The following is a 16209-nucleotide window of genomic DNA, read 5'->3' on the forward strand; positions in this document are numbered from 1 at the left end:
TGCGGCTTGCCGTCTCACCATGCCAGACATTCTATGAAAAGCTTTGGGCGCCCCACGTTGTAAGCATGAATAGGACGGCTCGACGCTGCACGTGCACGGGGGCCGGCTCAGTGCCGACAGCGTCCAGTCGCTGCTGGGAAAGCATGTTCGTGTCGCTCACAAGAGTTGCCCGTCTTTGAAGGCCAAGAGCGTGTCACCGCATGTGCTGAGGCACAGCGCTGCGATGGAACTGCTGCAAGCTGGTGTCGACTGCTCCGTGATCGCGCTGTGGCTCGGTCATGAATCGGTCGAGACGACGCAGACGTACCTGCACGCCCATCTCGCCCTCAAGGAAGCTGCCCTGGCGAAGCTCAAGCCGTACGAGCGCGGCAAGCGAACCCGCTTCCAGCCGAACGACCGCCTGCTCGCCTTTCTGGAGGCGCTCTGAACGACCAAACTATGCCGAATGGAATGGGGCTGCCGTGCACGCGATCGACGATGCCACCGTGTCAACGACGCGCCATACGGACCCGTTCGGCATAGTTCGGCGGGCGGCATAATAGAGAGCGTTTTTAGATTGGCGGCGCGTGGTTCGGCACCCAACACGAGCACTCGCGAGGGGCGCCGGTAATCTAAAAACGTGTTGGACGAAGCCGCGGGCACGCCGCTGCAGCTATGGGTGTTGAATCACTGCGCCGTTATTTGTGAAACGTCGTGATCTGGACTGGAGACAAATCCAAAGCGGACATTATCACGAAAGTACTGCGTGGAAGCGACATCTGGGAAGCGAAGTAGCCGAAAAATGCGAAGCGCCGGGGGTTTGACCTCGGAAGAACGACAACAGGGCATCTATCGGCTGCCACGGCGGCCGGAAGAATTGCGAAATGGAAGGTGGCGGCTCTTGGTTGATCGAGGTCTCGCATCAAGAAGTGTCCGGTGAGCGAGCGGCACTGAACGAACCTGGCTGCAAGACCTCGACGCACACCATGTGGCCTTGATGACAGGATGGACATTGACGCAAGGAAGCGGCATTGCAGTGCTCAGCCTTCTCGGGGCAATCGGATGGCTCTTCCGGCTCCGAATGAGCATCGGCGGATGTCATTCCGAGCAGTTCACGGCAGCGAGCGAGCTTTTGCTTGCGGTAGCGGTTACCCAGAAAACCATAGTAGCGAATACGTTTGAAGCCTTCGGGCAGGACATGGATGAGAAAACGCCGAATGAACTCCCCGGCGTCCAGCGTCATTACTTTCTGCTGGCTTCCGTGGCGGTAATCCTTCCATCGAAAGCGTACTGTGCCGTCTTCGATATCGATGACGCGGCTGTTGCTGATCGCTACCCGATGCGTATGGCGGCCGACATAGTGCACAACCTGTTCGGCGCTGCCAAATGGCGGCTTGGCGTAGACAACCCAATTGATTCTGCGGACATCGTTCAGATAACGCTGAAACGCAGCTGGATCACGCAACAGCGACGAGAAGAATTGTAGCTCGCCGGTATTGAACGACTTTTGCAAGGCGCTGAGAAAGAGGCGGCGGAACAGACGGGAAAGCACGGCCACGGGAAGAAAGAAGCCGGGCCGGCACGCGATCCAGCGGCTGCCATCCGGGGACAGTCCTCCTCCAGGAACGACGCAATGGAGGTGGGGATGGTGAAGGAGGTTCTGGCCCCAAGTATGAAGGACAGAAAAGAACCCGATCTCCGCACCGAGGTGCTTGGGGTCGGCAGCGATAGTCCGCAAAGTCTCTGCAGCTGTGCGGAACATAATATCGTACACGGTGCCGGCATTCTGGAATGCGATCGCTGCGATTTGGTCGGGTATGGTGAAAACAACGTGAAAATACTGCGTATCGAGAAGCTCGGCTTGTCGGGCCTCGATCCATTCTGCCCGCGCGAGCGCTTGACACTTGGGGCAGTTGCGCGAGCGGCAGCTATTGTAGGAGATCCGCCGCTCTCCGCAGTGATGCACTGCTCGACATGGCCACCGAGCGCGGCCGTTCGGCAGCGCTCGATCGCCGTCATTGCTGCACGCCGTTCGGTCGATAGAGACCTCCAGTGCTGCTCGCGCCAGGTAGCACCATAGCGGCGGAAGATATCCGCCACTTCCGGACCTGAGCGTCCCATGGGGCCGCCGTCAGAAATGTTCAGGCGGCGGCGGTGGTGGTGCCTTAGGGATTGGGCGCGGCAGCAGCTCCAGCGGGCTGGTCGCCGCGCAGACTTTGTTCGTGGCTATCCGGAGATATTGCGCGGTTGTGGACAGACTGCGATGGCCAAGCAAGAGCTGGATGGTGCGAAGATCGGTGCCGGTCTCGAGTAGATGAACTGCGAAGGCATGCCGCAGCGAATGCGGCGTCACGGGCTTGGCAAGGCCGGCTAACCGATGCGCCTTGCTGCAGGCGTCCTGCACCGCGTTGGTCGATATCGGCTCGTTGGGGATACCGCCGGGAAACATCCACGTCCTCGGCCGGACGGCGCGCCAATAGTCGGTCAGTGTCTCCAGCAACCGTGCCGAGAGCATGACGTAACGGTCCTTCTTCCCCTTGCCTTGATCGACGCGTAGCACCATCCGCTGCCGGTCGATGGCCCCCGGCTTTAGGCGTACCGCTTCGGAAATGCGCAGACCGGCGGCGTAGCATGTTGTCAGGATCACTTGATGCTTGAGGCTCTCCACGCAGCCGAGGAAGTGCAGCACCTCTTCGGGGCTGAGAATGACGGCGAGTGTCTTGAGCGCCTTTGGACACGGATTGATGAGGTCGAAATCCCATTCGAAGCCGAGCGTGACGCGGTACAAGAAACGGAGCGCTGAGACGGTCACGTGGATCGACTTCGGCGCCAACTTCTTCTCGTTCGTCAGATAGACTTGGTAGGCGCGGACATCTTCCGGCCCAAGCAAGGCCGGCGACTTCGCAAAATGGCGGGCGAACTGCGAAACCTGCAGCAGATAGGAATCCTGCGTATGCGGTGACAAGTTGTGGATCTGCATGTCGTTTATCATGCGTAACCGAAGCGGGGTCATTGAAGGCTCCTTTGCAAAAAAACGAAAACTGCCCGAGGGCAGCAACGCCATCTTGCTCGAAGCCAAGCCTATGAACGCTGCAAATTACGTCTCACCATGGCACGCCAAAGCAGTTACAGTTGCTTCAGCCGCATTCCTTCGTCCGACGATGGGCCACTCTTGCCGAGAGTTCTGCCGCGGAGCGGCTTCGTCCAACCGCACTTATGTATCGGACGAGATTATGTGGCGGAGGCGCCCTAACGCCAGCCAGGGCCGGCCACGGCTGGATTCCTCCGCCACATAATATTTTGTGCCCCTCGTGCGGACGCGGGATCCCCCTGCGCCGTAACGCCGGAGGGGCACAATGCTCGAGTTCTATTTTTCGTACCGTGGGGTGCTTAAACGCCTTCGTGACGGGGCGCTCGGCGCCGAGATGGATCGCATCGCGGGGCACTTTTTCTCGCTAGGTTACAAGCGAGCATCCGCTAAGCTTTATCTGAGCCGGATCGCGCGGTTCGGCCGTTTTGCTGCAGCGCATTGCGGTTCACGGCCGATCGGCGAAGCTATCGTCGATAGCTATCTATGCACATTCACCACGGACTCATCGCGGATTGCGGCAGTGTCTGCGCTCCAACACGCGCGACGGGTGGCGCCCGAACGATTCATTGCCTCGACGCCCATTGTAGTCGATGATCCGGACGCTCCGCTTTTGCGCTCCTTTTCTGACTATCTGAGCAGGGTACGAGGCCTTGAGCCAGGTCCCGCGATGGCGTTCTCTTGGGCGCACGGCGCTTTCTGGATTGGCTCCGCCATCGTCATCCTGGCCAAGACCTCGAGGCGTTGACGGCAGAGCATGTCCTTGCCGCTGTCGAGTATCGGCTGTCGCTCTCGGCGACCTCCGGCACTCGCACGGCGGCGATCTCTCACATCCGAACGTTTCTCCGCTTTCTGCATTGGGGTGGCCACCACGAGCAGGATCTGACTCCCGTCGTTCCAAGAACGCCATATTGGCGACTGGCCCATTTACCGACCCGGCTTTCGTGGGATGATGTTCGCCGCGCCATCGATGCGATCGGCAAGGCGACGCCGATCGACCTTCGCGATCGAGCTGTCCTGTTGTTGCTCGCCACCACAGGCATTCGCAACGGCGAGCTACGCGCTCTTCAGCTCCGGGATATCGACTGGCGAGCTGGCGAGGTTTTTGTCCGGCGCACCAAGAGCAAGCGTGACCGAGTGGCCCCGCTCATCGAGGAGACCGGCGCCGCGCTCGCCGACTACATCCTGCGGGCTCGACCGAAGGTCGATAGTCAGCATCTGTTCCTGTCCTTCACGCCGCCCGTGGGACCATTCAAGTACGCGTCGTCTGTTTCGAGGATCGTGCGGAAGCGATTGCAGCATGGTGGGATCGAGCTCGGTCGCGTCGGAGGCGCACCTCTCCTGCGCCACAGTCTAGCCACCCAGCTCGTGGGGCAACCAAGGCCGATCAACGAGGTCGCCGATCTTCTAGGGCACCGGAGCATCAACACAACGGCGCTGTACGTGAAGGTCGCGGCCTCGCAGCTCGCTGAGGTGGCGCTCCCCTTTCCGGGAGGCGCCCCATGACCGCCTTCGCCGCATTCCTCGACGACAAGGTCGAGCGCTACATCGAGCTGCGCCGCTCCCTCGGCTACACCTTCAGCAAGCAAGCCGGCACGCTGCGGGCTTTCGTTCGCTACGTCGAGCGATCTCAGCTGAGTGCGCCCGCCACCCGGACGATGGCGCTGGACTTCGCCCTGTCGTTCGGTGGCGCCGCCGACAGCCGCGCAGTCCGTCACGGCGTGCTCCGCCGATCTACGAGTACCTGGTCGTCTACGCCCCCCAGACCGAGGTCTTGGAGCGCAAAGCTTTCCCGCGGTCCAGGGCGATTCCGCCGCCGCGCATCCTAAGTGAGGCTGAGCTGACGTCGCTTATCGACGCATGCAGCTTCATTTCGCCAGGGAACCCTCTCAGGGGCCGCACGATGGCGACGCTAATCGGATTGTTGGCCAGCACGGGATTACGATCGGGCGAAGTGGTCAGCCTTGATCGCGGCGACGTCGATCTGACCGACGGGGTCGTCCTCGTCCGTAAAACCAAGTTCCGTAAAGACCGCCTGATTCCTGTTCACCCAACGACCCAGGCAGCCCTTCGTCGATACGCCCGTGAGCGCGACACCGTGTTTCCCAGGCCCAAAGGCGAGGCCTTCTTCCTCAGCTCGCGAGGCTGCCGTCTGTCGGCGACCGGCCTGCAAAGCAACTTCGCTAAGGCCCGCAAGCTCGCGGGTCTTGACAATGGCAAGCCTCTGCGACCGCACGATCTCCGGCACCGGTTTGCGGTGACCAGGCTCAGGCTGTGGCACCAACAGCGCGCAGACGTCCAAGCGCTGCTGCCCTTACTCGCCACCTACCTCGGCCACGCCAACTATAGCGACACAGCCTACTACCTCACCGGCTCGTCGGATCTCCTCGCCATCGCGGCTGAGCGCGCCTTCCTCGACGGAGGCGCGGCATGAACGAACACCTCCTGCTGGCGCCGCTCCTGGAGTCGTACTTTCGTCGCCGGTTGACCAAGCAGCGCAACGCGACCTCCGCGACCTTAGCCAGCTATCGCGATGCCTTGCGCATGCTGATCCTCTTTGCCGCCGCCCATTTGGGGAAGAAGCCGGCGGCGCTGGCCCTTGAGGATCTCGATCGGGACCTTGTTCTCGCCTTTCTTGACGAGCTTGAGGAGAAGCGGAACAACTCCGTCGCAACGCGCAACGCCCGACTAGCCGCGATCCGATCCTTCTTCCATCACGTCGCTGCCGCCGATCCCGCCTCGTTCGGCGTCGCCCAACGGGTTCTGACGATCCCCACCAAACGGGCCCACATCGAGGTGACGCATCATCTCACCAACGCCGAGGTGGAGGCCATCATCGCAGCCCCTGATCAGACGACGCCCCGCGGCCGGCGCGACCGGGCCTTTCTGCTCTTCTTGGCGAGAACCGGCGCTCGCGTGTCCGAAGCGACCGGCGTCAACGCGAACGACCTCCAGTTGGAGCGAGGACGCCCGCAGGTGCTGCTTCACGGCAAGGGACGCCGAGATCGCGTCGTTCCCATTCCTAAGGATCCGGTGCGATCGCTGACGGACCTATTGAGCGAACGCGGCCTCGGCAATCATGAACCGCGGCCGATCTTCGTCGGGGTCCACAACGAGCGCCTGACGCGTTTCGGCGCGACACACATCGTGCGGCGTGCCGCCTCCCAGGCCGGTCCACAAGGCCAAGCTTGGAGGGCAAGCCGATATCGCCGCACATCTTCCGGCATTCCCTCGCCATGAAGCTTCTCCGGTCAGGCGTGGACCTCCTGACGATCCAGGCTTGGCTTGGCCATGCTCAGGTCGCCACAACCCACCGATACGCCGCTGCGGATGTCGAGATGATGCGCCGGGGACTCGAGAAGGCGGGCGTCTCAGGCGACCGCAGCGCGCGCTTCCGGCCGAACGACACCATCCTGCAGCTGCTGGCCAACATCTGATTGTTATGTGGCGGAGAAACCCTGGGTGGCCGGCCCTGGCTGGCGTTAGGGCGCCTCCGCCACATAATCTCGTCCGACACATAAATGCGGATCGCGCTTCAGGCTCTCCTGAACAGTAAGAGCCAAGCTTCGCATGCCGCGACGCATCCAAACCCTGACGCCGCTTGGGATCGGGATCATCGGCGCCGCAGGAGCTCAAGAACTCGCTGCAGCGCCTCACCGTCGACGTCGCGATCAACGCGAACACGACAGCCGCCGCTAAGCTCGATCTCGATGATTCCAGCCCTTGCGCGTTGCGCAGGAGGCGAAGACGCCAGTTGCGACGTGCTGATAGATGCCGGTGCCGGCGCAGGCGCAGGTGTGATCTCGACAGGAACCAGAGCTGGCACCGCATCACCGCCCAGGCGGCCCTGGCGCGCCTGCCGACGCCATGTGAACAGCAAGCTATGAGCCACCCCATGCCGGCGCGCGATGCCGCAGACCGTCTCGCCGGCCTGCAAGGTCTCCTCGACGAGGCGGACCTTCTCGCCGTAACTCCATCGCCACCGACGCTCGGCGCCCAATACATTGACCTGCATTCGCCACGTGATCTTAAAGCTAGACTAATGGAATGGTCCGGCCGTGATCCTGCGCCGTCAGTAAACGAAGCTTGCAAAGGGCGCCAAAGACAAGGAGCCACACCATGTCTAGACCGAATACTGCGATCGCCGTGATTGGCATCGATATCGGTAAGAACTAGTTCCACGCCGTAGGCCACGATGAACGCGGCGCCATCGTGCTGCGGCAAAAGTGGTCGCGTGGCCAAGTGGAAGCAAGGCTCGCCAATATGTCGCTTTGCCTCATCGGCATGGAAGCCTGCATCGGCGCACATCACCTGAGCCGCAAACTCGTATCGCTTGGTCACGATGCCAGGTTGATGCCGGCCAAATACGTCCGCCCCTATATAGCAAGGGACAGAAGAATGACTTCAATGATGCCGAAGCGATTGCCGAAGCCGTGCAGCGCCCGACGATGAAGTTCGTCGCGACGAAGACCGCGGAGCAGCTGGATCTGCAAGCGTTGCATAGGGTGCGCGAGCGATTGGTGTCGCAGCGCACTGGCATCATCAACCAGATTCGGGCCTTCATGCTGGAGCGCGGGATCGCCATGCGACAGGGCATCGGCTTCCTACGCATACTGCCCACCATTCTTGCGACGCGCACCGATGCGCTGTCGCCGCGCATGTTGCGTGTCATCGAGGAGTTGGCAGTCGACTGGCGCCGGCTGGATCAGCGTATCGCTGGCCTATCCGAAGAGATCGAAGAAATTGCCCGTCAAGATCAGGCATGTTCGCGCCTGATGACGGTGCCTGGCATCGGGCCGATCGTTTCGAGTGCGATGGTGGCCGCAATCGGCACTGGAGACGTCTTCTCCAAAGGCCGCGACTTCGGCGCCCGGCTTGGACTGGTGCCCAAACGGATCTCGACGGGAGACCGAACGATTCTTGGCAACGTCTCGAGGCGTGACAATCGAGACCTGCGCCTTCTATTCGTGCAGGCGGCCTGGGTTGTGCTGGTCAGGATAAAGAACTGGGAACGTTACGGGCTCACATCCTGGATCGAAGCCGCCAAGAAGTGGCTACACCACAATGTGCTCGCAATCGCGCTCGCCAACAAACTTGCCGCATCGCCTGGGCGGTGCTGGCCAAAGAACGCGTCTTCGAGCTGACGAGGATCGACGATGCAATTGTCCGACCCGCCTGATCCTCGCGCCGTGCTCGGCGCTGTCACGGCGCAGCCTGGCGACGCCCAACCAGCCGCAGGCCAAGCGTGACGGCCGGCCTTGACCGCCCTGCGCGTGACGCGTTCGACGTTCTGCAGGCCGGGACGAAGGAACGGCCCTTTGGCCGAACAAAGGAACTACGCGATATCAAGAGCAGGCGATGACATAGCCCCATCAACAGTCTCGAGCCGAGGTCTGCGAGAAGACAAGACAAGATGGGGAGGATCGGTCTTCCGAGCGTGTGCGAGTACTGGTGACCTTAGTGGCCCGGTCGAGGCCGGTAGACTAATCAGAACGCACACGCGCTGATATCCATGATGGCCCGGAGCATAGACGCGCTCCAATCAGAGGCCCGATACATTGATGCAAGACCGCCGCCGCCAACTGACGAATCTTCTCGTAACGCACGGCCGGACCATACATAAGGTCAAATCCTCAGGCCACCTCTCAAACTATGCAAGGCGGTCGCCGCCGGACGCCGCCGGAGGGATACGCTTCGATAAGCCCGCACGCAACCTCTCCGCCGCCGTGGCACTCCCGTCGGCTCGTCCTGGACGACAGTTTATGAATGAACGTCCTAACTCGGCGTCATGATAATCTTAGTTGCATCGAACATTTCGTCGAGGTGACGTCTTTTCTGAGTGCGACCGGATGCTGCGCTCGGCACACCGGTCGCGCTCCACTTTGTGCCAGAGCGGCTCACTGTCGCCCTTGCAAGTGTTGACTTCCCAGCTAGGAAGCCACTCATCGAACCACTACAAAGATAACTGCGTATGACGCGCGCCTCGGGGCTAGGCTAAAGACATGGTTCTGAATCAAAGACCACCAGCATTAGTAGGTTCGCTTATGCCGGCTGTCATGTACCTGAAGATATGGCTGCTTTTGGAGATACTCGCCGTGCAAGTTAGGTCACATCAAAACGTTCGATCGATACCCCCCCAGCTCGGCCCATCTGACAGAAGAGAGCGCGTTCACCGGGCCATCAAGAGTCAGTCGAATGCGTCGCCCTATCCTGCTAACGGAAGATGGCCGGAAAATGATTGACTTCATCGTCATGCTAGAGTGCCTAAGTAAAGGCATAAGTCTGTTACTTAGTATCTAGCGCCGGTTGCGGTAACACAGGGCCATGAGATGCCCCCTTCTGCAAGACTCGGTCAGATAGTCGTGTCAGCAATTCGCCGTATGGAAAGATGCAGCTCGGCGAAAGACAATGGTATGGCAATAAGAGGCGTGGTCAATCTATTGCAAGTTTCGCGCTTCCTTAATGTATATGACGCCGCAGCAGCTGAAAAGGGCATCAAACTGTCAATAGGATTCGACTTTCACGAGTACGTCCGGATCACAGCCTCCGCTTCAACAAAGGGGCCGACATATCCCAATTTCCAGCCAGATCGATCGCCAATCAAACCCGGCGACGGATATTGGATCAAAGGCGTCGACAAGAATGATGAGGTTGCCCTGTTAGAGGCTGCTCGACTTTATGATCTGTCGCGCAGCAATCTTGCAGAACATCTTCATTCGCTAAAAGCCTTTTACGCTGAACCGACTGTACATGCGCATGCTTCGGACCGCTGTACTTGCAAGGCACCTAGCGCGAAGAAGATAACAGGGAAAGTTGCTTATCATGGAGACCTTTGGGTCCGCAAAGACTTCAGAGGACAGGGCATAGCGAAGATCGCATCTGGGATAGCTCGCGGCGTGTCTTTCGCAATGTGGGCTCCTGACTTCGTATGTGCCCTTGCACCGCGCTGGCGGATTGATAAGGACGTTGTTGCGCAAAGCGGATATGCGCATTGTGAACCCGGGGGATCCATATTGCGGCTGGTGGAATACCACATCGTGGATGAGGACTGGCTTGTTTGGGTAACGGGCGAAGAGGTGAGGAGCGAGATTGATTCACAATCAAAGTAAGTCATCTTGCCCATCAATTTTGCTGGCTCAGAAAGGCTGGCTCAAATCTTGTATGCCGGGCTAAGGCTAAGGTGTCTGCGTGCATTAGGCGCTCTAAATTGGCGGCGTAGGTAAAGGATGCTGGCAATTCATGCGCTACTTCGGTTCGAGTGGACTTTGTACAATGGCACGGAGTAGGAATGAAAGCGATCATTAGCAGATCGACAGGCGGTCCCGAGACTCTTGTTCTAGAAGAGGTCGACGATCCGGAGGCTGCCGTCGGCCAGATTGTCGTTCGCATCAAGGCCAGCGGAGTAAACTTTCCGGACGCACTGATCATAGAGGACAGGTATCAATTCAAGCCTAAGCGACCGTTTTCTCCGGGGGGCGAATTTTCCGGCATAGTCGAAGCTATAGGTGGCGGCGTTTCATCGCTTCAACCAGGCGATCGCGTCATGGGTTTTTCAAGATGGGGGGCGATGGCGCAGAAAATTGCCATAAACGCGAGCCGATGTGCGGTGATACCAGACAAAATGCCGTTTGACGAAGCCTCCGTGTTCTTTTTGACCTACGGCACTTCCTACTACGCGTTGAAAGAGCGGGGCGACCTTAGAGACGGTGAAACTCTCCTGGTGCTTGGAGCCGCTGGTGGCGTTGGGCTTGCGACAATTGAGATTGGAAAAGCGATGGGTGCTCACGTTGTGGCAGCCGTTTCTACACCTGCGAAAGCGAGAAAAGCCCGAGAGCACGGAGCAGACCGAGTGGTGATATATCCACCTGCGCCGTTTGATGCATCGTCCCAGAGAGATCTTGCGCGCCTTTTTAAAGCGGCTTGCGATCCGGACGGAGCTCACGTCGTGTGTGACATTGTAGGTGGAAACTATTCAGAGGCGGCTTTGCGCGCGATAGCTTGGGATGGTCGTTTCCTCGTTGTAGGATTTACGGGAGGCATCCCACAGATTCCGCTCAATCTTCCTTTACTTAAGAGTTGCAATATCGTTGGGGTGTTCTTCGGGCCGTGGCTTGACCGCGGTGTCGACCGTTTTAGTCACACCGCGGTCGAGTTACTCGAGTTGTATCGAGCTGGCAAGCTGCGACCTTTCATATCGGCGCGCTTCCCCTTGGAAGATGCGGGCAATGCCATCGCCCAACTGGCCACTCGAAAGGCAGTCGGAAAGATTGTTGTTAATATAGATTGAGTTCAGCTGCAGAGTTCGACTGGCAAGGCGCATGGTGCCGACCCAGTTGGCGACTTTGGCGCGGGCGTCATCGAGATCGAAGAACAGGGGCTCGTTGAGCAGCTCATCGCGCATCCGGCCGTTGAAACTCTCGACGAAGCCGTTCTGCATCGGCTTTCCCGGTGCGATGAAGTGCCAGTCGATGGCAACATCCTTGCACCAAGCGAGCATGGCATTGCAGGTGAACTCGGTGCCGTGGTCGGATACGATCCTTCCTGAGTTGCCGCGGCGCGCGATGATTGCGGTCAGTTCACGGGCGACGCGCCGTCCGGAGATGGATGTGTCCGGAATGGCGCCCAGGCATTCCTTGGTGACATCGTCGACAATGTTGAGGATGCGGAAGCGCTGGCCATTGGCGAACTGATCGTGGACGAAGTCCAGCGACCAGCGCGCGTTGGGCTTCGCTTCGACCAGGATCGGAGCTCGGGCTCCCACAGCCTTGCGGCGGGCCCGCCGCTTAGGGACGGCGGGCCCTTCTTCGCGATAAAGCCGGTAGATGCGGTTGATCCCCGATGGCTCTCCCTCCCGTCGCAGCACAACGAACAGCCGGCGGTAGCCGAAACTCCGCCGCCCGTTGGCGAGATCGCGCAATCGCCCGCGCAGAACTGCGTCCGGCGGACGGCTGGAGCGATAGCGGATCATCTTCCGGTCCGCGGCCACGATCGAGCAGGCCCGCCGTTCCGACAGGCTCATGACCGCCTGCAGATGCGCGACCGCAGCGCGCTTGGCGGCGGGCCCTACCATTTTTTTGACAGGAGCTCGCGAAGTGCGGCCGCATCGAGCATCTGCTCGGCCAGAAGCTTCTTCAGTTTCGCGTTCTCTTCTTCCAGGGCCCTCTGCCGCTTCGCTTCGGAAACGTCCATGCCGCCGAATTTGGCCTTCCAATTGTAGATCGTCGCCTCGGAAACACCGTGCTTGCGGGCCAGGTCGGCCGTCTTCGCCCCAGCCTCATGCTCCTTCAATACCGCGATAATCTACTCTTCCGTGAACCTTGCTCGCTTCATCTGTCCGTCCTTCTTCGGGCCGGACTCTAACTCCAACGCAGTGGCAGGTCACGCCCCCCAACGGGGCGTGCTGGCTCCCTGAACGCAAAAGATAACTTTGCGGTGGAGGAGCGGTCACGGAACTATCGGCGGCGCCGGGCTCCTTTCCACCCGGAGGGGTGGGTGGGAGGGGGATGGAGTGGCGGATGACGATCTTGTCGTCGCCAACGAGGACTTCCTTCACGAGAAGGCGCAGCACGCGTCGGCGTTCGATTATATCGAGCTCGCCGACGGACGAGCGCAGGCGGTCGAGGAAGCTCGTCACGGATTCGGCGAGACGCAGACAAACTTCCCGCTCCTTCGATTGGTCTTCGATCGCTTGCAACTCCAATAGGCAAGCCTGTTCGCGGCTGCGCAAATCAGGCATGCGGCTGCGCAGCTCTTCAAGTGAGAGAAGGCTCTCCTGATAGGCCGTGAGGAGACGCTCGATGCGTTTCCGGGAGCGCGCAAGATCGCGGCGAAGCGTTTCCTCCCGGCGCTGTGTGGGATCGGCGTTGCGCGCCGCCTTGAGCCGGCGCTCAAGTTCGTCTTCGATGAGGTTTCGGTCTTCAAGTAAACGCACGATCTCTTTCCATACCACCTCGTCCAGCAAATCCTGGCGCACCGGGCGATTGTCGCAGACCGGCCCGCCGAGCCGGCGCCAGCCATCCGAGCCCAAGCAGCGGTAGTAATGGATAGTTCGAGCGCTCGACCTTGTGGAGGTGCGATAGAGCCCATAGCCGCATTTGGCGCAGCTCAACAATCCTTGCAGGGCGCTCGGCGTGATCGTGCGTCGCGGGGCATGCTTCTTGTTGGCTTCCAAAAGCTCATTCGCCAGTGCGATGGTCTCTTCGCTGATGATGGTCGGCACAGGGATTTCGATCCACTCTGTGCGAGGAAGCTCATGATTGGCGCTGTTGCGAGGCGCGACACCGCCGCGCAGTCGCAACGGCCGCGTCACACGCATGCGCGGCGCGATCAGAGTCTTGCCAAAGCAGGCCGTTCCTTTATACGCGGGATTGCGCAGCATCGCCCAAACCGTCGAGCGCTCCCAGCGGCCTGTTTCTTTGGCTGTCGGAATCTGGCGCTCATTGAGCAGGCGCGTGATGGCGCCGATGCTGTGGTTTCTTGCGGTGTAAAGCTCGTAGACCCAGCGCACGATACCGGCCTGTCGCTCGTCGATCTCATAATAGGCGGCAGAGTGATCGGTCTTGCGCTTGTAGCGATAGCCAAACGGAGCGCCGGAAAGCACGCTCACTTGGCCTTGAAGGGCGCGATGGCGCTTCCCTCGCCGCGACCGCTCCAGGATTTGCGCGCGTTCATATTCGGCGATCATGCCCTGAAACTGCAGCAGTAGCTCGTCTTCCGGCGTCGCCGCCCGTCTCGAGCGAATGAACAACACCTCGACGCCGGCGCGCGCGAACTCTTCGATAAGAAGGATTTGATGCGCATAGCGCCGGCTCAGCCGATCGGGAGCGTAGACGAGCACGGCTTGGATCCGCCCTTCTGCGGCGAGATCGCGCAGTCGTTCAAGCCCAGGGCGCAACAAGCTCGCGCCGCTATAGCCGTCGTCTTCGATCACCCATTCCGCCGGCACGTCGCAGTTCTGCTCGCGCGCGAAAGCGATCAGCGCGCTCGTCTGACTGGCAATCGTGTTCTCCTCCTTCTGTTTGTCCGACGACACTCTGGCGTAAATCGCGGCGGTTTTCATCTTCGCCTCCCGTCACATCGGCGCCGGCGCGCGCGAAGCGCACCTGATCTGGAACGAGAATTTCGTAAACCTGTTCAAGTTTGGCGGCGACGAGCCGATCGAACGCAAATTCGAGTTGAACGTCGCGCTTTTTTCGCCGCTCAGCCATCTTCGCGGACAGACGCGAGATAGGCGGCCACCGCCCGGCGCATCACCTCGCTTGCCGAAAGCCTGGAAGCCGCCGCACGCGCCTGGAGTTTTTGGGCGAGATCGGCCGGCATCTTCAGGGAGAGCGTCACAGACGGCTGCGGCGCGGAAAGGAGCGGCTCCTTCCTTTTGGCCACTTCGAGATAGCGATAGGCTTGCCGCAGCGACAAGCCGCTTTCGCGCGACAGCGCCAAGGCCGCCTCCGCCATGCCGATTTTCTTCGCGAGCAAGCGTCGCGCCGCCCTCAGCCGTTCGGCCTTCTACGCCTGCGTCGATCGAATCATATGACATAATGATATTACCTTTTGCGTCTCAAATCAACAATAGCTCCATCGCGCCAGCCGGTGATGACGCGTTCAAAGCGGAAATTATCTTTTGCGTTCAGGGAGCCATCAGTCCCGTCCTTGCCAATCTGTTCTTGCATTGTGCGTTCGATACATGGATGGCGTGGAACTTCCCGCGGTCATCATGGTGTCGATACGCAGACGACGCTCCCATCGAACGCCTATAACTCAAGCCCAGGCAGCATCGTGATGTCGGGAATGTCTGGTTCAGGACAATGGGTGGATGGTACTGCGGCCAACCGCGTACCAGCCAAAGAAACCAAAACGGACTGTTCCCGGTGGTGTGACCGCAAGCAGACAGTCGTCGAGCCGGTTGAAGGAAATGACAAATTTGTCGTTTCCCGCGTCTTCGGCACCCAGGACATGCCAAACCGCCTTGTCGAAGCAGGCCTTACGAAGGAGCAGCCCATCGCAAGGGTTCGAAACGATAGGGGTCTTTTTTTTCGTTTAAATCGGCTTTGTCGCGTTCAGCGCGCGTCTGATCAAGGCCGCTTGTGTCAGAAGTGAACCGCTCCGGGTTTGCCGGAGGCTCCAACTCCTGAGAGGATGGAGCCATGACGAGCAAGACGACGAACAAGTTTTCACCCGAGGTCCGGGCCCGTGCGGTTCGGATGGTTCTGGATCATGCGAGCGAGCACCCGTCGCGCTGGGCGGCCGTGACATCGATTGCGGCCAAGATCGGCTGCACGCCGCAGACGCTGCATGACTGGGTCAAGAAGGCCGAAGTTGACAGCGGGCAGCGGGCCGGCGTTCCGACCGAGATGGCCGAGAAGCTGAAGGCGCCCTGGAACGGGAGAACCGTGAGCTTCGGCGGGCCAACGAGATCCTGCGCAAGGCGAGCGCGTATTTTGCGATGGCGGAGCTCGACCGCCGGTCCAAGCCATGATCGCCTTCATCGACGATCATCGTGGGGCGCATGGGGTCGAGCCGATCTGCAAGGTCTTGCCGATCGCCCCCTCGACCTACCACGCCCATGTGGCCAGGCGGCGCGATCCGGCCAGGCTGTCGGCACGCGCCAGGCAGGACGCTACCCTGAAGACCGAGGTTCGGCGCGTGTTCGATCAGAACTTCTCCGTCTACGGCGTGCGCAAGATTTGGCGCCAGCTCAAGCGCGAAGGCTTCGATGTTGCCCGTTGCACGGTGTCGCGACTGATGCGGGACATGGGTTTTCGGGCTTCACGCACGGCGCATGCCGGCTTCGTGCTCGATGCGCAGGAGCAGGCGCTGCATGATCGACGGCCGGTCCATCGCGGCGGGCTCGTGCATCATAGCGACAAGGGCAGCCAAAAATACACCGAGCGCTTGGCTGAAGCTGGCGTCGAGCCTTCTGTCGGCAGTGTCGGAGATTCCTATGACAACGCTCTCGCCGAACCATCAACGGTCTCTACAAGGCCGAAGTGATCCATCGGCGCGGGCCATGGCGCAGCTTCGAGGCCGTCGAGTTCGCTACCCTGGAATGGGTCGATTGGTTCAACAGCCGACGGCTCCTGGAGCCCATCGGAAACATCCCGCCGGCCGAAGCCGAGCAACGCTAGTACGCCATGCTGGAACAA

Annotated in this window: 13 protein-coding genes, 5 pseudogenes and 1 other annotated feature; of the genes and pseudogenes, 11 read left to right on the forward strand and 7 right to left on the reverse strand. The window is 60.2% G+C overall.

All coding sequences use genetic code 11. The features are described 5' to 3' along the window. Positions 1-88: 88 nt before the first annotated feature. A pseudogene (locus tag ACR9YP_RS10250) lies at positions 89-427 on the forward strand (tyrosine-type recombinase/integrase); the annotation flags it as partial. A 474-nt stretch (positions 428-901) separates the two neighbouring features. Here the strand turns inward: ACR9YP_RS10250 and ACR9YP_RS10255 are convergent. Then, positions 902-2100, reverse strand: a pseudogene (locus tag ACR9YP_RS10255) (IS91 family transposase). 10 nt (positions 2101-2110) lie between these two features. Beyond that, positions 2111-2992, reverse strand: a complete 882-nt coding sequence (locus ACR9YP_RS10260; RefSeq protein WP_474221023.1) for a site-specific integrase — start codon at positions 2990-2992, stop codon at positions 2111-2113. Between the two features lie 343 nt (positions 2993-3335). Here ACR9YP_RS10260 and ACR9YP_RS10265 point away from each other — a divergent pair, with 343 nt between their 5' ends. Genes ACR9YP_RS10265 through ACR9YP_RS10290 form a run of 6 tightly spaced genes read left to right on the forward strand, consistent with a single transcriptional unit; the run spans position 3336 to position 6504 of the window. Beyond that, positions 3336-3815, forward strand: a complete 480-nt coding sequence (locus ACR9YP_RS10265) for a hypothetical protein (protein WP_474219605.1) — start codon at positions 3336-3338, stop codon at positions 3813-3815. Continuing rightward, positions 3812-4573: a site-specific integrase gene (locus ACR9YP_RS10270; RefSeq protein ID WP_474219607.1), complete on the forward strand. Its 762-nt coding sequence runs from the start codon at positions 3812-3814 to the stop codon at positions 4571-4573. Before ACR9YP_RS10265 ends, ACR9YP_RS10270 begins: the two co-directional genes overlap by 4 nt. After that, positions 4570-4896, forward strand: a complete 327-nt coding sequence (locus ACR9YP_RS10275; protein WP_474219608.1) for a hypothetical protein — start codon at positions 4570-4572, stop codon at positions 4894-4896. Before ACR9YP_RS10270 ends, ACR9YP_RS10275 begins: the two co-directional genes overlap by 4 nt. After that, on the forward strand, positions 4842-5501 hold the full coding sequence (locus ACR9YP_RS10280) for a tyrosine-type recombinase/integrase (RefSeq protein WP_474219610.1): 660 nt from the start codon (positions 4842-4844) through the stop codon (positions 5499-5501). The genes ACR9YP_RS10275 and ACR9YP_RS10280 overlap by 55 nt, the downstream gene beginning before the upstream one ends. Next, positions 5498-6307 carry a tyrosine-type recombinase/integrase gene (locus tag ACR9YP_RS10285; protein ID WP_474219611.1) on the forward strand — a complete coding sequence of 270 codons (810 nt, stop codon included), beginning with the start codon at positions 5498-5500 and terminating at the stop codon, positions 6305-6307. Before ACR9YP_RS10280 ends, ACR9YP_RS10285 begins: the two co-directional genes overlap by 4 nt. Further along, positions 6304-6504, forward strand: a complete 201-nt coding sequence (locus ACR9YP_RS10290; RefSeq protein ID WP_474219612.1) for a hypothetical protein — start codon at positions 6304-6306, stop codon at positions 6502-6504. Before ACR9YP_RS10285 ends, ACR9YP_RS10290 begins: the two co-directional genes overlap by 4 nt. Before the next feature lie 176 nt (positions 6505-6680). Here the strand turns inward: ACR9YP_RS10290 and tnpA are convergent, their stop codons facing one another. Beyond that, on the reverse strand, positions 6681-7082 hold the full coding sequence (gene tnpA / locus ACR9YP_RS10295) for an IS66-like element accessory protein TnpA (protein ID WP_474219613.1): 402 nt from the start codon (positions 7080-7082) through the stop codon (positions 6681-6683). 104 nt (positions 7083-7186) lie between these two features. Between tnpA and ACR9YP_RS10300 the strand changes: the two are divergent. The 3 genes and pseudogenes from ACR9YP_RS10300 to ACR9YP_RS10310 all read left to right on the forward strand — a co-directional run bounded on the left by ACR9YP_RS10300 (position 7187) and on the right by ACR9YP_RS10310 (position 11354). Continuing rightward, positions 7187-8246: pseudogene (locus ACR9YP_RS10300) on the forward strand (IS110 family RNA-guided transposase). 1183 nt (positions 8247-9429) lie between these two features. Continuing rightward, positions 9430-10176: a hypothetical protein gene (locus ACR9YP_RS10305; RefSeq protein ID WP_474219615.1), complete on the forward strand. Its 747-nt coding sequence runs from the start codon at positions 9430-9432 to the stop codon at positions 10174-10176. Between the two features lie 179 nt (positions 10177-10355). Next, entirely contained in the window at positions 10356-11354 is a 999-nt protein-coding gene (locus ACR9YP_RS10310; protein WP_474219616.1) for an NADPH:quinone oxidoreductase family protein, read from the forward strand. A gap of 42 nt (positions 11355-11396) precedes the next feature. On the opposite strand, the pseudogene ACR9YP_RS10315 reads toward ACR9YP_RS10310, so the two are convergent. The 4 genes and pseudogenes from ACR9YP_RS10315 to ACR9YP_RS10330 form a co-directional block, all read right to left on the reverse strand. Beyond that, positions 11397-12367 (reverse strand): annotated as a pseudogene (locus ACR9YP_RS10315) (IS3 family transposase); the annotation flags it as partial. Then, positions 12342-14126 carry a recombinase family protein gene (locus ACR9YP_RS10320; RefSeq protein WP_474219617.1) on the reverse strand — a complete coding sequence of 595 codons (1785 nt, stop codon included), beginning with the start codon at positions 14124-14126 and terminating at the stop codon, positions 12342-12344. The pseudogene ACR9YP_RS10315 and the gene ACR9YP_RS10320, both read right to left, overlap by 26 nt. A 140-nt stretch (positions 14127-14266) precedes the next feature. Continuing rightward, the gene (locus ACR9YP_RS10325; RefSeq protein WP_474219552.1) at positions 14267-14521 is read right to left on the reverse strand and encodes a ribbon-helix-helix protein, CopG family; all 255 of its coding nucleotides are present in this window, start codon (positions 14519-14521) and stop codon (positions 14267-14269) included. Between the two features lie 89 nt (positions 14522-14610). After that, entirely contained in the window at positions 14611-14736 is a 126-nt protein-coding gene (locus tag ACR9YP_RS10330) for a hypothetical protein (protein WP_474219619.1), read from the reverse strand. A gap of 474 nt (positions 14737-15210) precedes the next feature. Here ACR9YP_RS10330 and ACR9YP_RS10335 point away from each other — a divergent pair. Further along, positions 15211-16191, forward strand: a pseudogene (locus tag ACR9YP_RS10335) (IS3 family transposase). After that, positions 15497-15613 (forward strand) — a sequence feature (AL1L pseudoknot). It overlaps the preceding pseudogene by 117 nt. Positions 16192-16209 lie beyond the last annotated feature (18 nt).

The organism is Bradyrhizobium sp. BR14999 (assembly GCF_056106085.1).

Bases quoted from the DNA above. Each gene is read 5' to 3' on its own strand.
- ACR9YP_RS10275 (WP_474219608.1), top strand. From the start codon at position 4,570: ATGACCGCCTTCGCCGCATTCCTCGACGACAAGGTCGAGCGCTACATC.
- tnpA (WP_474219613.1), bottom strand. From the start codon at position 7,082: ATGCAGGTCAATGTATTGGGCGCCGAGCGTCGGTGGCGATGGAGTTAC.
- ACR9YP_RS10265 (WP_474219605.1), top strand. From the start codon at position 3,336: ATGCTCGAGTTCTATTTTTCGTACCGTGGGGTGCTTAAACGCCTTCGT.
- ACR9YP_RS10285 (WP_474219611.1), top strand. From the start codon at position 5,498: ATGAACGAACACCTCCTGCTGGCGCCGCTCCTGGAGTCGTACTTTCGT.
- ACR9YP_RS10325 (WP_474219552.1), bottom strand. From the start codon at position 14,521: ATGGCGGAGGCGGCCTTGGCGCTGTCGCGCGAAAGCGGCTTGTCGCTG.
- ACR9YP_RS10330 (WP_474219619.1), bottom strand. From the start codon at position 14,736: ATGCAAGAACAGATTGGCAAGGACGGGACTGATGGCTCCCTGAACGCA.
- ACR9YP_RS10260 (WP_474221023.1), bottom strand. From the start codon at position 2,992: ATGACCCCGCTTCGGTTACGCATGATAAACGACATGCAGATCCACAAC.
- ACR9YP_RS10310 (WP_474219616.1), top strand. From the start codon at position 10,356: ATGAAAGCGATCATTAGCAGATCGACAGGCGGTCCCGAGACTCTTGTT.
- ACR9YP_RS10320 (WP_474219617.1), bottom strand. From the start codon at position 14,126: ATGAAAACCGCCGCGATTTACGCCAGAGTGTCGTCGGACAAACAGAAG.
- ACR9YP_RS10290 (WP_474219612.1), top strand. From the start codon at position 6,304: ATGAAGCTTCTCCGGTCAGGCGTGGACCTCCTGACGATCCAGGCTTGG.